Origin of the sequence: Actinomadura violacea (assembly GCF_017573465.1) — a bacterium.
GTDB lineage: Bacteria > Actinomycetota > Actinomycetes > Streptosporangiales > Streptosporangiaceae > Spirillospora > Spirillospora violacea.
In genome coordinates this window covers 139,064-155,319 of sequence record NZ_JAGEPF010000005.1, presented here as the reverse complement: position 1 = coordinate 155,319, position 16,256 = coordinate 139,064, and the positions used below count along the sequence as shown (strand labels likewise).

General features: G+C 70.4%; 18 protein-coding genes. 6 read left to right on the top strand and 12 right to left on the bottom strand.

Going from position 1 to position 16,256, the window contains the following annotated elements; genetic code table 11:
• Positions 1-17 precede the first annotated feature (17 nt).
• The gene (locus J4709_RS08475) at positions 18-1,319 is read right to left on the bottom strand and encodes an SGNH/GDSL hydrolase family protein (RefSeq protein WP_208238836.1); all 1,302 of its coding nucleotides are present in this window, start codon (positions 1,317-1,319) and stop codon (positions 18-20) included.
• A gap of 122 nt (positions 1,320-1,441) precedes the next feature.
• On the bottom strand, positions 1,442-2,128 hold the full coding sequence (locus tag J4709_RS08470) for an SDR family NAD(P)-dependent oxidoreductase (RefSeq protein ID WP_208238834.1): 687 nt from the start codon (positions 2,126-2,128) through the stop codon (positions 1,442-1,444).
• 100 nt (positions 2,129-2,228) lie between these two features.
• Between J4709_RS08470 and J4709_RS08465 the strand changes: the two genes are divergently transcribed.
• Both J4709_RS08465 and J4709_RS08460 read left to right on the top strand, forming a co-directional pair.
• Positions 2,229-2,834 carry a TetR/AcrR family transcriptional regulator gene (locus J4709_RS08465; RefSeq protein WP_208238832.1) on the top strand — a complete coding sequence of 202 codons (606 nt, stop codon included), beginning with the start codon at positions 2,229-2,231 and terminating at the stop codon, positions 2,832-2,834.
• Between the two features lie 67 nt (positions 2,835-2,901).
• Positions 2,902-3,960 (top strand): ADP-ribosylglycohydrolase family protein, encoded by a 1,059-nt coding sequence (locus tag J4709_RS08460; protein WP_232383175.1) that lies wholly within the window; start codon positions 2,902-2,904, stop codon positions 3,958-3,960.
• Between the two features lie 48 nt (positions 3,961-4,008).
• On the opposite strand, the gene J4709_RS08455 is transcribed toward J4709_RS08460, so the two are convergent.
• Together J4709_RS08455 and J4709_RS08450 are read right to left on the bottom strand one after the other, a co-directional pair.
• On the bottom strand, positions 4,009-4,170 hold the full coding sequence (locus tag J4709_RS08455; RefSeq protein ID WP_173101833.1) for a DUF5670 family protein: 162 nt from the start codon (positions 4,168-4,170) through the stop codon (positions 4,009-4,011).
• 317 nt (positions 4,171-4,487) lie between these two features.
• Positions 4,488-4,916, bottom strand: coding sequence for a hypothetical protein (locus tag J4709_RS08450; protein WP_208238830.1), 429 nt, complete (start codon positions 4,914-4,916; stop codon positions 4,488-4,490).
• A gap of 212 nt (positions 4,917-5,128) precedes the next feature.
• Between J4709_RS08450 and J4709_RS08445 the strand changes: the two genes are divergently transcribed.
• Positions 5,129-5,650, top strand: coding sequence for an EF-hand domain-containing protein (locus J4709_RS08445; protein WP_307801076.1), 522 nt, complete (start codon positions 5,129-5,131; stop codon positions 5,648-5,650).
• Between the two features lie 10 nt (positions 5,651-5,660).
• Here J4709_RS08445 and ligA read toward each other — a convergent pair whose 3' ends face one another.
• From ligA to J4709_RS08415, 6 genes are all read right to left on the bottom strand, one after another.
• Positions 5,661-7,652 carry an NAD-dependent DNA ligase LigA gene (ligA, locus tag J4709_RS08440; protein ID WP_208238827.1) on the bottom strand — a complete coding sequence of 664 codons (1,992 nt, stop codon included), beginning with the start codon at positions 7,650-7,652 and terminating at the stop codon, positions 5,661-5,663.
• 205 nt (positions 7,653-7,857) lie between these two features.
• Positions 7,858-8,661: an SAM-dependent methyltransferase gene (locus J4709_RS08435; RefSeq protein ID WP_208238825.1), complete on the bottom strand. Its 804-nt coding sequence runs from the start codon at positions 8,659-8,661 to the stop codon at positions 7,858-7,860.
• 165 nt (positions 8,662-8,826) lie between these two features.
• The gene (locus tag J4709_RS08430; protein ID WP_208238823.1) at positions 8,827-9,168 is read right to left on the bottom strand and encodes a hypothetical protein; all 342 of its coding nucleotides are present in this window, start codon (positions 9,166-9,168) and stop codon (positions 8,827-8,829) included.
• A 120-nt stretch (positions 9,169-9,288) separates the two neighbouring features.
• Positions 9,289-10,002 (bottom strand): dienelactone hydrolase family protein, encoded by a 714-nt coding sequence (locus tag J4709_RS08425; RefSeq protein ID WP_208238815.1) that lies wholly within the window; start codon positions 10,000-10,002, stop codon positions 9,289-9,291.
• A 54-nt stretch (positions 10,003-10,056) separates the two neighbouring features.
• Complete coding sequence (locus tag J4709_RS08420) at positions 10,057-11,157, bottom strand: alcohol dehydrogenase catalytic domain-containing protein (protein ID WP_208238813.1); 1,101 nt, start codon at positions 11,155-11,157, stop codon at positions 10,057-10,059.
• A gap of 46 nt (positions 11,158-11,203) precedes the next feature.
• Positions 11,204-12,226, bottom strand: a complete 1,023-nt coding sequence (locus tag J4709_RS08415) for a hypothetical protein (protein WP_208238811.1) — start codon at positions 12,224-12,226, stop codon at positions 11,204-11,206.
• Between the two features lie 187 nt (positions 12,227-12,413).
• Between J4709_RS08415 and J4709_RS08410 the strand changes: the two genes are divergently transcribed.
• Positions 12,414-13,130, top strand: coding sequence for a GntR family transcriptional regulator (locus J4709_RS08410; protein ID WP_208238809.1), 717 nt, complete (start codon positions 12,414-12,416; stop codon positions 13,128-13,130).
• Positions 13,131-13,203: 73 nt separating this feature from the next.
• On the top strand, positions 13,204-14,157 hold the full coding sequence (locus J4709_RS08405) for a TAXI family TRAP transporter solute-binding subunit (RefSeq protein ID WP_208238807.1): 954 nt from the start codon (positions 13,204-13,206) through the stop codon (positions 14,155-14,157).
• 29 nt (positions 14,158-14,186) lie between these two features.
• Here the strand turns inward: J4709_RS08405 and J4709_RS08400 are convergent, their stop codons facing one another.
• Complete coding sequence (locus J4709_RS08400; RefSeq protein ID WP_208238805.1) at positions 14,187-14,441, bottom strand: hypothetical protein; 255 nt, start codon at positions 14,439-14,441, stop codon at positions 14,187-14,189.
• A 131-nt stretch (positions 14,442-14,572) separates the two neighbouring features.
• On the opposite strand from J4709_RS08400, the gene J4709_RS08395 reads away from it, so the two are divergent.
• Entirely contained in the window at positions 14,573-15,532 is a 960-nt protein-coding gene (locus J4709_RS08395) for an NAD(P)H-dependent flavin oxidoreductase (RefSeq protein ID WP_232383174.1), read from the top strand.
• Positions 15,533-15,576: 44 nt separating this feature from the next.
• On the opposite strand, the gene J4709_RS08390 is transcribed toward J4709_RS08395, so the two are convergent.
• Positions 15,577-16,158, bottom strand: coding sequence for a TetR/AcrR family transcriptional regulator (locus J4709_RS08390; RefSeq protein WP_208238803.1), 582 nt, complete (start codon positions 16,156-16,158; stop codon positions 15,577-15,579).
• Positions 16,159-16,256: the final 98 nt, after the last annotated feature.

Below are 16,256 nucleotides of genomic sequence, written 5' to 3'. Positions count from 1 at the left end.
GGTCGTGGCCGGGGCGTTCATCGCAGGGCTGCGAGGTCGATGCCGCGGGCCAGTGCCTGGTACCCGGCGTCGTTCGGATGCAGGCCGTCCTCATAGACGTAGGAGAGCCGTGGACGGTCCCTGTCGGCGGGGTCGGCCAGGATGCGGTCGGCGTCCAGGACCGCGTCGTACTCGCCGCCGGTACGGACCCAGTGGTTGACGGCATCGCGCTCCTTCTCCACCTGGGGTGTCCAAACCGGGAACAGGGCGCCCTTCATGGGCAGGATGGTCGTCCCGATGACCCTGAGCCCGCGGGCCCTGGCGGCGCGGATCAACTGCCGCTGGGCGTCGATCACCTGGGCGGCGGTCGCCGGTCCGCCGGGCCGCAGGCAGGGGTCATCCGGACTGTCGCGGATGTCGTTGGCGCCCAGGTGGACGATGACCGCTCGGACGCCGGGACGGTCGAGGACGTCGCGGGCGAACCGCGCCGTGGCCTTCTCGCCGCTGCATGCCGAGTCGTAGCGCAGCCGGTTGCCGCCGATCCCGGCGTTGACGACGCCGAGCGGCTGCCGGGCGGCCGCGAGCCGCTCGGCGAGCGCGTCCGGCAGCCGGGCGTCCGCACCGGGCGTCGCGCCGACGCCGTCGATGAGCGAGTCACCGAAGGCCACCACGGTGCCGGAGGCGCTGCCGCCCGCGACGTCCACGCCTGCCAGGTAGTACTGCGCGTCGGTGGACTCGGTGTAGGCGTCGGAACCCACGTCGGACAGGTGGTCGCCGGAGGCGCGGTAGGCGGGCTGGGTGGTGAAGCGGTGGAACGTCGCCGGCCCGGTCGGCCGGGTGAAGCGCAGCGTGATCGCCAGCTTCTCCAGCGGCACGGTGGACAGCGTCACCGGGTCGCTGGCGACCTCGGCGCCCGCGGGCACGGTCGCGGAGCGGGCGCCGCCGAACGTCACCGCCGCGGTCGTCCCCGGCCAGGCCTTGGCGCCGCCGCCCGACCGGGCGACCGCGGCGCCGGCGACCTTCAACGGCCGGGTGCCGTACAGGTTGGACAGCCGGATCCGGACCTTCGCGCCCCCCGAACTGAGCCGGACGACCTGGCGCAGCGACTGGTCACCGAAGCCCTTCACCGACCAGTTCGGCCCCTCGTCCTGGCCGCCGGCGATGGGCCACTGCATCGCCGCACCCCAGGTCTGCGACCAGGCCCCGGGGTGGTCGGATATCGCCCGCGCCGACGCCGGGGCGGGACCGAACCAGGCGTGGCTCCCGAACTCGCCGATCAGGGCCACGCCGGTCACGGCCGCCAAGGGGACGGCGCCGAGGAAGAAGAGCTTTCGTTTCATGTCCACGATCCCACCCCGCCGGCACCGTCCGCCGCATGACGGCTAGCCGCCAACTTTGAGGTATGCCCAGCCCTACCCCGGCGGCCGACCTGCGGCGGCTCCAGGCGCATCGGCCTGGGGCTCTACCACGGGACGGTCTCGCCGTGGCGATCCAGGAACCGCAGACCGGGGGCGCCCGCCTGCGCCTCGAGAACGTCGACGACCGCCGGAATGCTCTCCCGAGGGGTGAGGGGCGCGTCGGGTCCGCCGAGTCGGGTCTGGTTGTGGCCGGGATCGATGAGCAGTTTGGTCCGTCCGTCGTCGGCGTAGCGGGTGGCGTAGCTGCGCATCAGCTGGTTGAGCGCGGCCTTGCTGGCCTTGTAGAGCTCGTAGCCGCCTTCGGTGTTCCGCGAGATGCTGCCCTGCTCGGACGACATGACCGCGACGGTTCCGCCGGGTGCGACGAGGCCCCGGAGGGCTTCGAGGACGCGTAGCGGGCTCAACGCGTTGGTGATCATCACCTCGGTGAACATCTCGGTCGGGACCGCGTCGATCGGCAGGTCGCCCCGGTCGATCGCTGCGTTGACGAAGAGCAGGTCGAGCTGATGGCCGGCCAGGCGTTCACGCAGAGCGGCCAGCTGTTCGGGGCTCGTCATCTCCAGCGATTCGATCCGCAGCCGTCCATCCGAGGCTTCGGCGTTCGCCTGCAGTTCGCCGCCGTTCCGGCGCGTCGTGGCGATGACTCGCCAGCCTCGGCCGGCGAGCTCGTCGGCCAGGACGAGCCCCAGCCCTCGGGAGGCTCCGATGACGAGAGCCAGGCGTTCGCACATGGGGGACACGTTCACTCCTTCGCGATGGGGAGGCTTAGTCTAGACGCAACGTTGCGTCTAGACTAACGTGCGAGGTCCGAGGCCGGATATCGTGTCCGGCATGCCCGCCACGAGCTCTCCGCGACGCAGGCCGCACTCCGGCAGCCGCCGCGACGAGGCTGCGCGCCTGGCCGTGCTCCATGCCGCGGACGATCTGCTCGCCGAGCACGGCTTCGGTGCGCTGACCATCGAGGCGATCGCGCGCCGCGCCGGCGTCGCCAAGCAGACGATCTACCGGTGGTGGCCCTCGAAGGTCGAGATCCTCCTCGACACGCTCATCGAGGACAGCGAGAAACGCTTCCCTGTCCCGGTGGAGAAGCCCACGGCGGAGAGCATCCGGGGCTACCTGCACGGCTTCGCGCGATTTCTCAGCCACGACCCCGCAGGCAAGGTCCTGCTCGCGCTCATCGCCGAGGCGCAGCACGATCCCGGTACGGCCAAGAGTTTCCACGAGCGCTATCTCGGTCCGCGTCGTGCACAAGAACGCGACATGCTCGCGCAGGCGATCGAAGCCGGCGAGGTCTCGCCCGAACTCGCCCCCGACGCCACGATGGACGCGCTCGTCGGCCCGATCGTCTATCGCGCCTTGACCGGGACGAGCATTCCTCCCGGCCTGATCGACACACTGATCGAGGTCCTGCTCACCCCCCGCTCAAAGCACCCATAACCGCCAGCAGACGCCGCCAGAGAAGCACCACACGATCAAGTTCTCTCTCGACAGAGACATGTGCGGCTTGACTGCATTCGACCTGGTCACGGGCGGGCTGGTGTGGCAGTCTCCCCTTGTGAAACGGCTTGAACGGGCAGTCGGCGCGGTCATCGGCTCCGCGGTCGGCGACGCGTTGGGGGCGCCGTTCGAGTTCGGCCCCGCAGGCGTCTTCTCCGCCCGCTTCCCGGTGTGCGGTGACGGTGGCGAGATGTGCGGGGGCGGAGGCTGGGACCCGGGCGAGGCGACCGATGACACCCAGATGGCGATTCTCGTCGCGGAATCCCTGATCGAACGAGACGGTCTGGACCTGCCCGACATCTTCTCCCGCTTTCAGCGGTGGGCCGCGTCCGAGCCGAAGGATATCGGACTGCAGACCGAGGACGTGCTCACCAACGGCATGCCCTGGGACTTGGCCGCCGCCGTCCATTTCCAGGTCAACCGGCGGGCCGCCGGCAACGGCTCATTGATGAGGGCGTCACCGTCAGCGGTCTACTTCGCGGCTGACGGGCAGCGGGCCACCATGGACGCGGCGCGCCGCATCGCCGCCCTCACCCACGGCGACCGTGCGGCCTGGGAGGGCACCGCCGTCTTCCACGAACTCGTACGCCGTGCACTTCTGGGCGCCGATCCGATCGCCGCGATCCCCGACATCCTGGACGCAGTCCATCCCGGGCACCGTGACCGGTACGCGGCCGTTCTGTCCCGCGACTGGCATCCCGACCAGGCCACCGAGTTCAACGGCGCAGTCTGGCCTTGCCTGGGGTCCGCGGTATGGGCGGTGCGCACGACCGGCGGCTACGAGGAGGCGGTGCGGGCCGCCATCGACCTCGGCGGCGACACCGATACCGTCGCGGCGGTCAGCGGCGGCCTTGCCGGAGCCTGCTATGGCGCGGACGCGATTCCCGCCCGATGGAGCGAACTGCTCCACGTTCCACTACCGGGCTACGGCGACCGTGTGCTGCGGTTACCAGAACTCCACGATCTCGCACTCCGCCTTGCCGCCCAAGGACGGCCGAAGCCGGCAACAGGCGAACGCGAGTCGGCGGGCTCAGCGGCGGATGACAATCCAATGAATGCGGTATAGGGGCCGCGTCTCTCGAACGCGGCCCCTATACCGGCCTTCTATTGCGGCCTACCAGCGGTACCAGCGTCCGCGCCTGCCGGACGATCCGGTGCTGCGGGCCAGGAAGCCGACCAGCCACAGGACCAGCACGATTGCGGCCACTATCCACAGCAGCTTCAAAGCGAAGCCGAGGCCGAACAGGAGCAGGGCCAGCAGCAGAACGAGAATCATCAACCAGGGCATCGGGGGTGCCTCCTCTTTTGTCGTCTGAGCCCGTGCATCCCCCGTCCAGGACACTTGATGCGCGACAAGTATCACGTTTTGAGAACGCCGGCGCTGACGGCTGATGCGCCTGGGAGGCAAAGCCAACCGCGTTGCTGTGCGCGACGGGCGGGGTGCAGCGCGCGCCGTCCGTTGCCGGCCATGACCGCGTACGCCCAGCACGCGAGCGGGACGAGGGCAGGTATACCGCGTCGAGGCGGAGTGCAGGTGGCGGCCGCCGTGGGGTTGGTCGGGGAGCCCGCGGGCGTCCCGCCGGTCGATGGTTCTCAGTCCACCCTGAAGCCGATGGAGGCAGGCGCTTGGGCGGTGGCGCTGCCGATCCATAGTGTGATGCGGCCATCAGCAAGCTTCTTTTTCGGCAATCTGCTGATCACGTGTCCGTTGGCTTGCTCGGAGCCTGCGGATTTCCAGCCCCTCTTTTCTAATCGCCGGACCGCCTCCTCCGGGGGCGTCGACGAGTTGAGGGCTGCACTGGCGTAAGCGGGGTCGCCAGAATCGCAGATGGCGATCACCTTGAAAGGGCCGGCACGAAGCTCTGCGGTTTCCGACGCTACTGCGTTCCGTGCGGCTTTAACCTGGCGTTTCGTATGTGCGCAATTGGTCGTTTCCAAGTGCGAGATCATCCCTATCGCAACCAACGGAACGCACAGGGTCAAGCCAAGCCCGGTCAGCAGCCATACTGTGGAACGCTTCATGGACTGTCGGCTCGCCTTCCCGCGTCTTGGGCGGAGTGGAAGGTCATCGGGCATCTGTTCAGCGCGGGACTTCGGGGAGGGGAGTGGCGTTCGCTCAGGGCCAGGTCAATGCCGCGAATGTGACTCCAGGTGACTGAATTGTCACTCGGCTGTGACGCCTAGGGCGCTGTGCAGGCAGTGTTCCTCTTCGGGGATACGGGGACGACAGGAGCGTGGCGAGCACCTTTCAGCGAGACAAAGTGCGGTCCGTCTTCGACGCCATGGACGGCGACGGGGACGGAGCCCTCCGCGAGTCCGACTTCGAAGACCTCGCCCGGCGGTGGGCGGCCGTCCGGGTCGCGGGCGACGAGGAACGGCTTCTGGCGGTCATGCGCGGCTGGTGGGACACCCTGGCCGTGCACTCCCGGACGGCCGACGCGGTCATGATCGACGACGTTCTGACCGTCGTCGATCTGCTCGACGGCATGCCCGAGGCGGTCACCGCGACCGCCGACTCGATGTTCGAGGCCGTGGACGAGGACGGCGACGGCCTCGTCTCCCCGGCCGAGTACCAGCGGATGATCGAGGCGTGGAGCGGCGGCCACGCCGACGTCGGTGACACCTTCGCGCTGCTCGACCTGGACGGGGACGGGGCGATCTCCAGGGAGGAGTTCGCCGCCCACTGGTACGAGTTCTGGGCCGGGGACGACCCCGACGCGCCGGGCAGCCGGATCTTCGGACGTGTCCCCGGCTGATCCGAAGCGGTCAGATGACCCCGGCCTCGGCCAGCCAGCGCCACAGTTCGTCCTGGTGGACGACCGTGACACCGAGCTTTTCGGCCTTGCCGGTCTTCGCGGCGCCGACGTTGTCGCCGGCGAGCAGGTAGTCGGTGTTGGCCGAGACCGACGAGGCGGCCGTCGCCGCCGCCTGCTCGACCAGCCGCGTGACGTCCGGCCGGCTGATCTTCGCGCCCGAGCGCGGGTCGGTGAACGCGCCGGTGATCACGACCGATGCCTCCTTGAGCGGCGAGTCGCCCGCGGCCGCCGCGTCGACCGGCCGGTCCTCGTCGAGCACGTCGAGGTCCACGCCGCGTTCGCGCAGCGCCGCGATCTCCTCCTGGACGTCCGGGCGGGCGAAGAAGGCCACGATGCTCTCGGCGGCCTTCGGCCCGATGTCGCGGATCGCCACCAGGTCCTCGGCGGTTGCCGCGGCGACGTCCTCGATGCGCTCGTAGCCGGCCAGGCAGAGGCGCTTGGCGGTGCCCTCGGAGGCCATCGGGATCGCCAGTCCGATCAGCGCGCGCCGCAGCCCCATGCCCTTGGACGACGCGATCGACTCGACCATGTTCCCGGCGCTGACCTCGCCCATCCGCTCGTAGCCGAGCAGCTGGTCGGCCGTCAGGTCGTACAGGTCGCTGCGGCGCCTGAGCACGCCGTCCTCGGCGAGCTTCTCGATCCAGACGTCGCCGACGCCCTCCATGTCGGCCGCCTGCCGCGAGGCCCAGTGCATCAGCCGGCGCGTCGCCTGCGCCGGGCACTGCAGGTTCACGCACCAGCGCTCCTCACCGGTGCCGCGGACCTCCAGCTCGGAACCGCACGACGGGCAGTGCGCCGGCGGGACGATCTCGACCTCGCCGCCGTCGCGCCGTTCCGGCAGCGAGCGGCCCGCGAACGGGATCACGTCGCCGCGCCGCACGACCGCCACCGTGTCGCCGATCCGCAGGTCGCGTTCGCGGATCAGCCGCGGGTTGTGCAGGGTGATGTTCTCCACCGTCACGCCGCCGACGAACACCGGCGCGACCTTCGCGCGCGGCGGGACGCGGCCGATCTTGCCGACCGGCCACTCGACCGACAGCAGCGTCGTCAGCTTCTCCTCCGGCGGGTACTTGAACGCGATCGCCCCGCGCGGCTCGGCGCTGTTGAAGCCCGCCGCGTCGAACGCCGCCGGCTCGTGCAGCCGCACCACGGCGCCGTCGATGTCGTAGTCCAGCCCGTCGCGACGGCCGCCGATCTCCTCGATCGCGTCCACCACCTCTTCGGCACTGGCACAGACGTACTGGGCGACCGGCTCGAAACCCGCCGGAAGGTCCATCGCGACGCCGTCGCGATCGGCGCCGAATGCGTAGAAACGCAGAAGCCGCTTGGCCTCGGCGGCCGCTTCGGGGTCCTTCAGCACCAGCGTCCCGGCGGCGCCCGAACGGGGGTTGGTCAGTGTCTTGTCCGGGTGCGCCTCGTTGTAGGCCGCCCACACCGACCGCAGCATCACCGCCTCACCGCGGACCTCGACGCGCCCGGGCGCATCGATCCGGGCCGGCAGGCCGGGAATCACGTGGCGCACCTTCCCGGTCACCAGCTCGCCGACCGCGCCGGTGCCCCGCGTGGCGACGTAGTCGAGCGCGCCGTCGGTGTAGACGACGCTGAGCGACAGCCCGTCGAGCTTCTCCGACACGCGGAAGACCTGGCCGACGAACCGCTCGCAGAACGTGCGGATCTGCTCCTCGCTCGTCGCCTTCGCCAGGGACAGCATCGGCCGCGCGTGGCGCACGGTCGGGCCGGTCAGCTCCGCGGGCGCGTTGACCTTGCCGAGCGGGCTGTCGGCCGGTTCGAGCTCGGGGTGCTCGGCGACGAGCGCCGCCAGCTCGTCCTTCAGCGCGTCGTAGTCCGCGTCCGGCAGCGGGCTGTCGCCGGAGCCGTAGTACAGGTCGTTCAGCCGCTTGACCTCGGCGGTCAGCTCGGCGATGCGCTCTTCAACGTCCACCCTTCGATTAAAGGCGATGGCACCGACATTGTCGGCCCGGCCCCTCGCCCGGCGCGCGCGACATCGCTCAACGCGGCCGTGGCGCGCCTCGACGGCCGTGGTGGCGTGCCGGAGGCCACGATGCCCGCCTGATCGACGTGCTGTGCTCACGACCCGTCACCGCCGTCGCCGTATCCGCGGTGGCCGGTCTCGGGGGGCGGGTATTTCAGGGCTTGAAAGCGATGCCGCTCCACATGGTGGACGGGGTCGAGGCCAGGGCGGGGTCGTCCGGACGCCATTCAGGAGCGCGTACAAGGCCGGGTTCGACCAGGTCGAGGCCGTCGAGGAACGCCGCCACCTGTTCGCGGCTGCGCAGTGTGATCGTTTGCGCCATGGCCTCGTTCAGCCGGTCGGCCATGTTCGCCATTCTCGTGGCCTGGATATCGGTGGCGGGATGGGAGATCGCCACGTAACTGCCGCTGGGGATCGCGTCGATCAGCGTCCGGACGACCCCGTAGGGGTCCGACTCGTCCGGTACGTATTGCATGATCGCGATCAGCATCACCGCGACGGGCCGGTCGAAGTCCAGGAGTTCTCTCGCCGCCCCCAGGATCGTGCCGGTGTCGCGGATGTCGGCGTCGATGTAGGACGTGGCGCCGGCCGGAGAGCCGGTGAGCAGGGCACGGGCATGCGCGAGCACGACGGGGTCGTTGTCCGCGTAGACGACACGGCTTTCCGGGGCGGCGACCTGCGCGACCTCGTGGGTGTTGTCGGCCGTCGGGATGCCGGTGCCGATGTCCAGGAACTGCCGCACGCCCCGCTCGGTGGCGAGGAAGCGGACGGCGCGGGCCAGGAACGCCCGGGTGTTGCGCACCGAGGCGACCATGTCGGGCAGCGCCGAGATGGCCTGTTCCGCCGCCTCGCGGTCGGGCGCGTAATTGTCCTTGCCGCCCAGCCAGTAGTCCTGAATACGGGCGATGTGCGCGACGCTGGTGTCGAACGGGGGCGTGTCCGGCCCCCGGTCATGCATTTCCCCGGCCATCATGGGACCTCCAGACTTCCCGGCGCCAAGTCGCCGTCCAGCCTAGACCGGCGAAATCGCCGAAGTGGGCGGTTCCTCGATGACGTCCCGGAAAGCCACCTCGACCTGGTTTCTTGAGCGATTCATACCGGCGAAGGCGGTTGACGAAGGGGCTTAAAAGTCCGGGTCGGGCTTGCGTCTCAGGGCTCGTTCAAAGGCGATCCGGTGCCGTTCCTCGGCGTTGGGCCGATGGTGCGGGTCGCGCGGATCCGTGGGGTCGGACGGCGGGCGCGTGCGACGCGTGACGCGGTGGCGGGGGACGGTCCGGTAGTCCTGACCGGCGATCGGCGCGACCTCCGTGCCCGCGACACGGGCATGCCGGCCGGTGCAACCCTCGCGGCCGAGCTCGACCCACAGGATCCTCGCCCACCAGGAGCGGTCCGGCTGCTGCTCCCAGGCGAGCAGGAACGCCGGACCCCCGATGGCGCGGTACGTGACGGCGGGCGGTACCCACACCTCAGCGCCCCAGCATGTCGAACATGTGTTCCATTATGCCTGGATGTCCGACCTGCTGAGGGCCGGGGTCCGCCGGCCGGGGCACTGAGCCGGCCAGGGCACCGGCGCCCGATATCGGCTTCAGCTCCTCGCGGGCAGGTGCCGGTCGAGGAACGCGTGGGTGCGTGTCCAGGCGGTGTCGGCGGGGCCGGGGCGGTACATGTGGGGGCGGGCGTCGCAGGCGAAGGCGTGTCCGGCGTCGTCGTAGACGTGCTGTTCGTGGTCGGTGCCCGCGTTCTGCAGCACGGCGTCGATGGCTTTGACCTGGTCGGCGGGGATCGTCGGGTCGTCGGCGCCGACGTGCAGGAGCATCGGGGCGTCGATGGCTCCGGCTCGGTCCAGGACGGCGTGGGGGCCGGCGGCGATGCCGGGGCCGTAGAACACGACGGTGGCTGCGAGGCCGGGGATGGTGGTGGCGGCGGTGAAGGCGGCGCGGCCACCGAAGCAGAATCCGACGACCGCGGTCCGGGCGGCGGGGACGCCTTCGCCGGCGAGGTGGTCCAGGACGGCGCCGATGTCGGTGGTGATCGCGTCCGGTCCGATGGCGCCGATCAGCGGCATCGCTTCGGCGTGCTGGTCGTAGCCGAGGGTCGTGATGCCGGTGCGGTGGAACAGGTCGGGGGCAAGCGCCAGGAACCCGCGTGCGGCGAAGCGGCGGGTGATGTCCTGGATGTGGTCGTTGACGCCGAATGCTTCTTGCAGGACGATCACGGCCCGGTCGGCGGGCGCGTCGGGGCGTGCGGTGTGGACGCGCATCGGCCCGTCGGCGGTCTCAACGGTGATCCACTCGGTCATATCGGAAGGGCTCCTTCAACGGGGTGCGCACTGGGCCAAGGTGGATAGGGCCGGTCAGGGGTGGACGACGCCCATCCACATGGGTTCGCGGCGTTCGGCGACGGCGGTCAGGGCGGTGTTGACGTCGTCGAGCGTGTACCGGTGGGTGATCAGCTGTTCGGCCTTGACCTTGCCGGACGCCAGGAGATGCAGCGCGGTGGCGGTGTCGTCGCGGGTGCAGGCGCGGGTGCCGACGTAGCGCCAGCAGCCGATCATCATCTCCCGCATGGGGATCGCGATGGACGCGGCGTTGCCGCCCATGTGCACGAACACGCCGCCGTTGGCCAGCGACCGCAGGCCCTGTTCGGCGCCGGGGCCTTCGGGGAGGTAGTCGAGGACCGCATCGGGACCGGACGGGACGAGGTCGCGGATGCGGGCGGTGAGTTCGCCGCTCGTCTCCCAGCCGGGGCTCAGGTCGTTCAGCGCGATGGTGTCGGTGCGCAGGTGGGGGACGAGGCGGCGGGCGGCGGCGAGCCGTTCGGCGGACCGGCCGACCAGGACGAGCCGGCCGATGCCGAAGTGCTCGGCCAGGACGATGGAGGCGGTGCCCATCGTGCCGGTGGCGGCCGTGATCACCGCGGTCGCCGCGTTGAGGGGGCCCGCGCATTTCAGCGCGCGGACGGCGTTGCCGAAGTCGTGCAGTTTGGCGGCGACGTCGAAGCCGACGTCGTCGGGGATCCGGTCGATCAGCCAGTGCGGCGCGCGGACGAATTCGGCGAGCCCGCCGTCGTGGTAGCGGGCGTACAGCTCCAGTGCGCCAGTGCCGAAGGCGCCCTGTCCGATCATCGCGGCTTCGGCGCACATCTGCTCGCGGTCGCTGCCGCAGTACACGCATTCGCCGCAGGACAGCATGGGGTGGACCCGGACCCGGCTGCCGATGAGCGCCGGGTCGACGGCCGCGCCGACCTGCTCGACGACGCCGGCGGCTTCATGGCCGGGAATGGTGGGCAGGTGCAGGAACACGCCTTTGGCCAGGAGTTTCATGGTGCTGGGCGCCAACCCCGCGGACGCGACGCGGACCAGCACGTCCTGCTCGCCCGGCTCCGGGACCGGCACCCGCTCCAATCGCAGGACACTGGACCCCTTATAGGCGCGGGCGGCTTTCATCTCAGGCATTTCGGAGTCTTTTCTTCGTATGAACGATGTCGGGGCAGGAGGAAGGTCAGGGCGTTGAGGGGCGCAGCCGGTCCAGTTCGGGGACGCTGAGGATCTCGCCGGACTTGGTGGTTTCGGCGACCTGCGGGACGGCCAGTGCGGAGAGCACGGTGAGGTGTTCGCTGGGTTCGGTGACGATGCTGGTGGCGGCGACGCCGACGGGAACGCGCACGAAATCACCGGGCTCCAGGTGCAGGACGCCGAGCTGCGTGACCAGGACGCGTCGCCCGCTGACCTGGTACTGGATGTCGTCGGCGTCGCGGTGCGTGCGGTACACGCGCCCCGCCGACCGCTCGATCGTGGTGTGCCCGATCCGGATCTGCGCGGATCGGTAGAGCCACATGGTCCGGCCCGTGCCCGCGGTCTCATCGGTGAGAGCGGCCGCATCGGAGTCCGCGCGGAGCACGTTGATCCGTTCCGGCTCGGCCTTGGCCTGTTCCAGCAGCATCTGCTCGTCGACGGGCGTCATGACGATGTCGTGTTCGGGGCCGCCCAGGCATTCGGTCGTCATGAGGTTGCGGACGGCGGGCTCCCAGCCGGGGAATGGCGGGATCACCAGGTCGGAAGCGCGGACGGCGGGGCGCAGTTCGGCGACGGGTGCGGGCACATAGAAGAGGATGTGGATGTCGTCGTGGGCGTGGTTGTCGTGCGCGACGGTGACCGGGATCCGGGAGAAGTCCCCGGCCACCAGGTCGAGGGTTCCCAGTTCGGTCATCAGCGTCCGGGTGCCGTACACCTGGTAGGACAGTTCGTCGACGTCGCAGTTGCGGTGGTAGAAGGGCTGCCGGAAACCGGCCATAGTCTGCCGTTCGATCCGCAGGTGGTCGCTTTCGTAGATGCCCTTGGGCGGCTCGAACCCCTGCGGCACGAAATGCGGCGGGAAGTGGACGGCCTGGATGGGGCGGTAAGAGCGCGGCGGCCGTTTGGGGGAGGGGAGCGGCTCGGCCAGCAGCAGTTCCTCCCTGCGGGCCACTCGCCGTGGAGCTTCGGCGGGGTCGAAGCCATCGATGATCTCGTGCACGAGTCCCACGGGGAGAACTCCTTCTGATGGATGCGTCTTGCCGGTCGTCTTGAAGCGCCGGCTCCTCCGCGACGGCAGGCGACCGGACCGGCGCGTCTGGTGAAATCATCATGATGAATACGCGTACCGGTATGATGGGCGGCGCCGACCGGCAGCGTCAAGGCATCGAAGATAATTAATAACGATGGAGGACCGCATGGCTCGGAGGACGACCGCGGGAGACCGGCGCGGAGACCAGGCGGCCGCCAGCCGCACGGTGGAGGCGGCGGAGCACGTCGCCCGGCTGCTGGCGGCGCTGCGGCCGGGCGCCCGGCTGGGCACCAAAGAGCAGGTCCGGGCGATGTGCGGGGTGTCGGTCGGCACCTTCAACGTGACGCTTCGGCTGCTGCAGGAACGCGGCCAGGTCGTGGTCCGTCCAGGACCGGGCGGCGGGCTGTTCGCCCCGGAGATCGCCTCGGACGCCTTGCAGGACGATGCCGCCGGCGGCCTGCCCGAGGACGGCGCCCGCCTTGAACTGGAGGAGGCTTTCCGCATCCGCGAGGCGATCGAACCGCTGGTCATGGAGGACGCGCTCTGGCACGGCTCGCCCGCGGACTTCGCCGAACTGCGCAAGCATCTTGAGGTGATGGGGGAGGCCGCCGACCGTCGCGACGGCCCCGCCTACGTGCAGGCCACCTGGCGGTTCCACGGGCGGCTCGCCGCCATCGGCCCGGGCGCGATGCTGCGGGAGTTCTACCTGCGCGTCCAGGAGGTGATCGAGACGCGGACGCGGTCGATCATGCCGGAGGGGGAGCCGGAGGAGGGGTTCATCCGGAGGCGCTACGAGCTGCACGTCGCGCTCGTCGACGCCTTGGACCGCCGCGATCGTGAAGCGGTCATGCGCCTGCTCCGCGAGCACGACGCGCCTAGTTGAGGTATTGATTATTATCAATTGCTAATGAGTTGATGGCGGCGGCCCGGCCGTCCTGCTTCCCTAGGAGCGAACCATGCGTCCACCCGCACCCGTGCTCAACCGGTCGGTCCGCCTGAACCTGCAGGGCGACTGGGGCACCGCCAACCTCCACCGCATCTGCGGCTGGATCGCGCAGGAGCTCACCGACCGCTGCGGGCCGCACACCCGGGTCGGGATCTGGACCGGCCGCGGCGGTGCCGACGCCGCCCGCGCCGTCGACCGCGGCCAGGTCCACATCGCGCTGACCACGCCGGCCGCGTTCGCCGCCGCCGCGGTCAACGGCCGCGGCCCGTTCGCCGCCGAACCGGCCCCCGGCCTGCGGGCCCTCGGCACCCTCCCGCAGCGCGACCGCCTGGTCGTCGGGATTCGCCGGTCACTGGGGATCACCTCGTTCGCCGAACTGCGGGCCGCGCGCCCACGGCTGCGGCTGGCCACCGCACCGCACGACGGCACCAACCTCATCGGCTGGGCCGCCCACGAGATCCTCGTCCGCTCGGACGTGGACGTGACCGGCTGGGGCGGCCGGATCCTGGCCGACGAGCGGCCGCGGCAGACCTTCGACCGCATCATCAGCGGTCAGGCCGACGCGATCGTCCACGAGGCGTACATGCTGCCGCACTGGCAGAAGTTCGGCGGTGACCTGGCCTTCCTGCCGATCGAACGCCCCGTCCTGGACGGCCTCGCCGCCGACTACTCCTGGCCGGCCGCGACCGTCCAAGAAGGGCATTTCCCCGGCTGCCCGCGCTTCGAGACGCTGGACTTCTCCGACTTCCTGGTACTGACCCGCTCCGATCTGCCCGACGACCTCGCCCACCTGATCGCCTGGATCCTCGGCGAGACCCGCGAGACGATCGAGCGCCAGTACCGGCACATCCCCGCGCACCAGAGCCCTCTCACCTACCCGCTCGACCCGGCGGCCATGGGCAGGACACCCATCCCGCTGCACCCCGGGGCCGCCCGTTACCACCGATCGCTGGGCGCCGCCTGACGCACAACCACGATCCGCTTCGCTGCCGTCTACCCGCGGGACGGCCTCAGCTTTTCCGTTGCCTCGCGCCAATGCAGATGCGAGAGCGCCTCTGCCGCCGGAGCGTGCTCCAGGCAGAACCACATGAGCTCGGGCGGATGGCCGACCCATCCCGAACGGTTCAGCTCCTCCTGCTGTGCCTGCTCCTCGGGGGTGAGCGCGAACCGGACGAGCTTGAACTCTGACGACGGAAGGCCGTCATCTCTTGCCGACACCCCGCAGATACTGCAGAAAGGCGGCATCATCTTCGGCTCCTTCCGGCGGGACGGCCTGGTTTTCGTCGACGGTAACGCCGCGGCACCCGTCGCCGCCACCCGCGCCGCTCGGCTCTTGATCTTGTGCGGAAGGTCGCCGGACGATGCGCCATGATGTGCCAATGGATCTGTCGACGGCGTTCACGGAGAAGTTCGGCGTCCGGCACCCGATCGCACTCGCGCCGATGGGCGGATCGGCCGGGGGCGCCCTGGCCTCGGCCGTTTCCCGAGGTGGCGGATTCGGGATGCTCGGCGGCGGGAACGGGGACCCGGAGTGGCTCGCGCGGGAGGTGCCGGCCGTCGCGGAGACCGGAAAGCCGTGGGGCATCGGATTCCTGACCTGGGCGATCGACGTTGCCGCGGTGGAGCTCGCGCTGAGCTACGGCCCCGGGGCCGTGATGCTGTCCTTCGGCGATCCCGGCCCGTACGCCGAGCGTGTCCGGCAGGCGGGCGTCCCGTTGATCCTGCAGGTCACCGACCTGGACGAGGCCAGGCGAGCCGTGGACTCGGGCGCCGACGTGATCGTGGCGCAAGGGACCGAGGGCGGTGGTCACGGCTCCCTGCACGGACGATCCACCTTGCCGTTCGTCCCCGCGGTGGTCGACCTCGTCGCGCCGACGCCGGTGCTGGCGGCCGGCGGGATCGCCGATGGACGCGGAGTGGCGGCGGCTCTTGTGCTGGGCGCCGCCGGAGCGCTCATCGGCACGCGTTTCCAGGCCACCGCCGAAGCACTGGTCGACCCTGCGACCAGCAAGGCGCTCCTCGAAGCGCGCGGGCAGGACACCGAGCGCAGCACCCTCTTGGACGTTGCCCGCGGCTCCCGCTGGCCGTCGAAGTACTCGGCCCGCACCCTCGGGCACCCTTACCTCGACCGCTGGCGCGGCCGGGAAGACGAACTCGCCGCCGATCCCCAGGCCCGTCAGGACTACCGGGAGGACGTGGCGCGCGGCGCGATCCCGGCGCTGCCGGTCTGGGCCGGCGAGGCCGTCGACCTCATCACCGACCTGCCCTCCGCGGAGGACCTGGTGCGCACCATGGCCACCGAGGCCCACGACGCCCTGGCCCGCGCAGGACGTAACTGACCCGGCGAACACCGGACGGCAAAACCGAGGCGGACCCCGGCTCGTTACGGGGCGGGGGCCATCATCCGGTCGACGAGGACGTGCAGGTAGCCGCGGAAACGCTCGATCGCCTCGGGGCTGCGCGGCTCCGCCCGCCCGCGCCCGCCGCGCACCCCGCCCGACAGGAACCCGAACACGCACCACACCACCGTCCGGACGAGCAGGTCGACGGCCACGTCCGGCGGCACCTGGCCGGCCACGACGCCCGTGACCAGCTCGTCCTGGGGATCGACGAAGTCGTGCTCCAGTTCGCCGACGTCGGCGGCGTCGCCCATCCACCGGTGCATCCAGAGCGCGATGATCTCCGGGTTCGCGACGTAGAAGTCCAGGTAGTCGTCGATCACCCGGTGCGTGCCCGCCGGGTCGGGCGTGTACGCGGCGAGCGCGGCGTCCAGCATGTCCTGCTCGGCGCGGTAGGCGCGGTCCATGACCCGCCGGTACAGGCCGCTCTTGCCGCCCGCCGCGGCGATCAGGGTCTGGCCGCCGTCTCCCGCCGCGTCCGCGATCAGGTCGACTCCGGTCGAGTCGTAGCCCAGTTCCGCGAACAGCCGGGTCGCCAAAGCGATGATCTGCTCTTCGTCCTCCACCCCACTACGTTAAGTGACGGCCCGTGACGTGACGGTCACGACCTCCTGCCCGCCGACGACCGGCGGAGTGCCGTTGAACGACAGCAGAGTGTGACTGT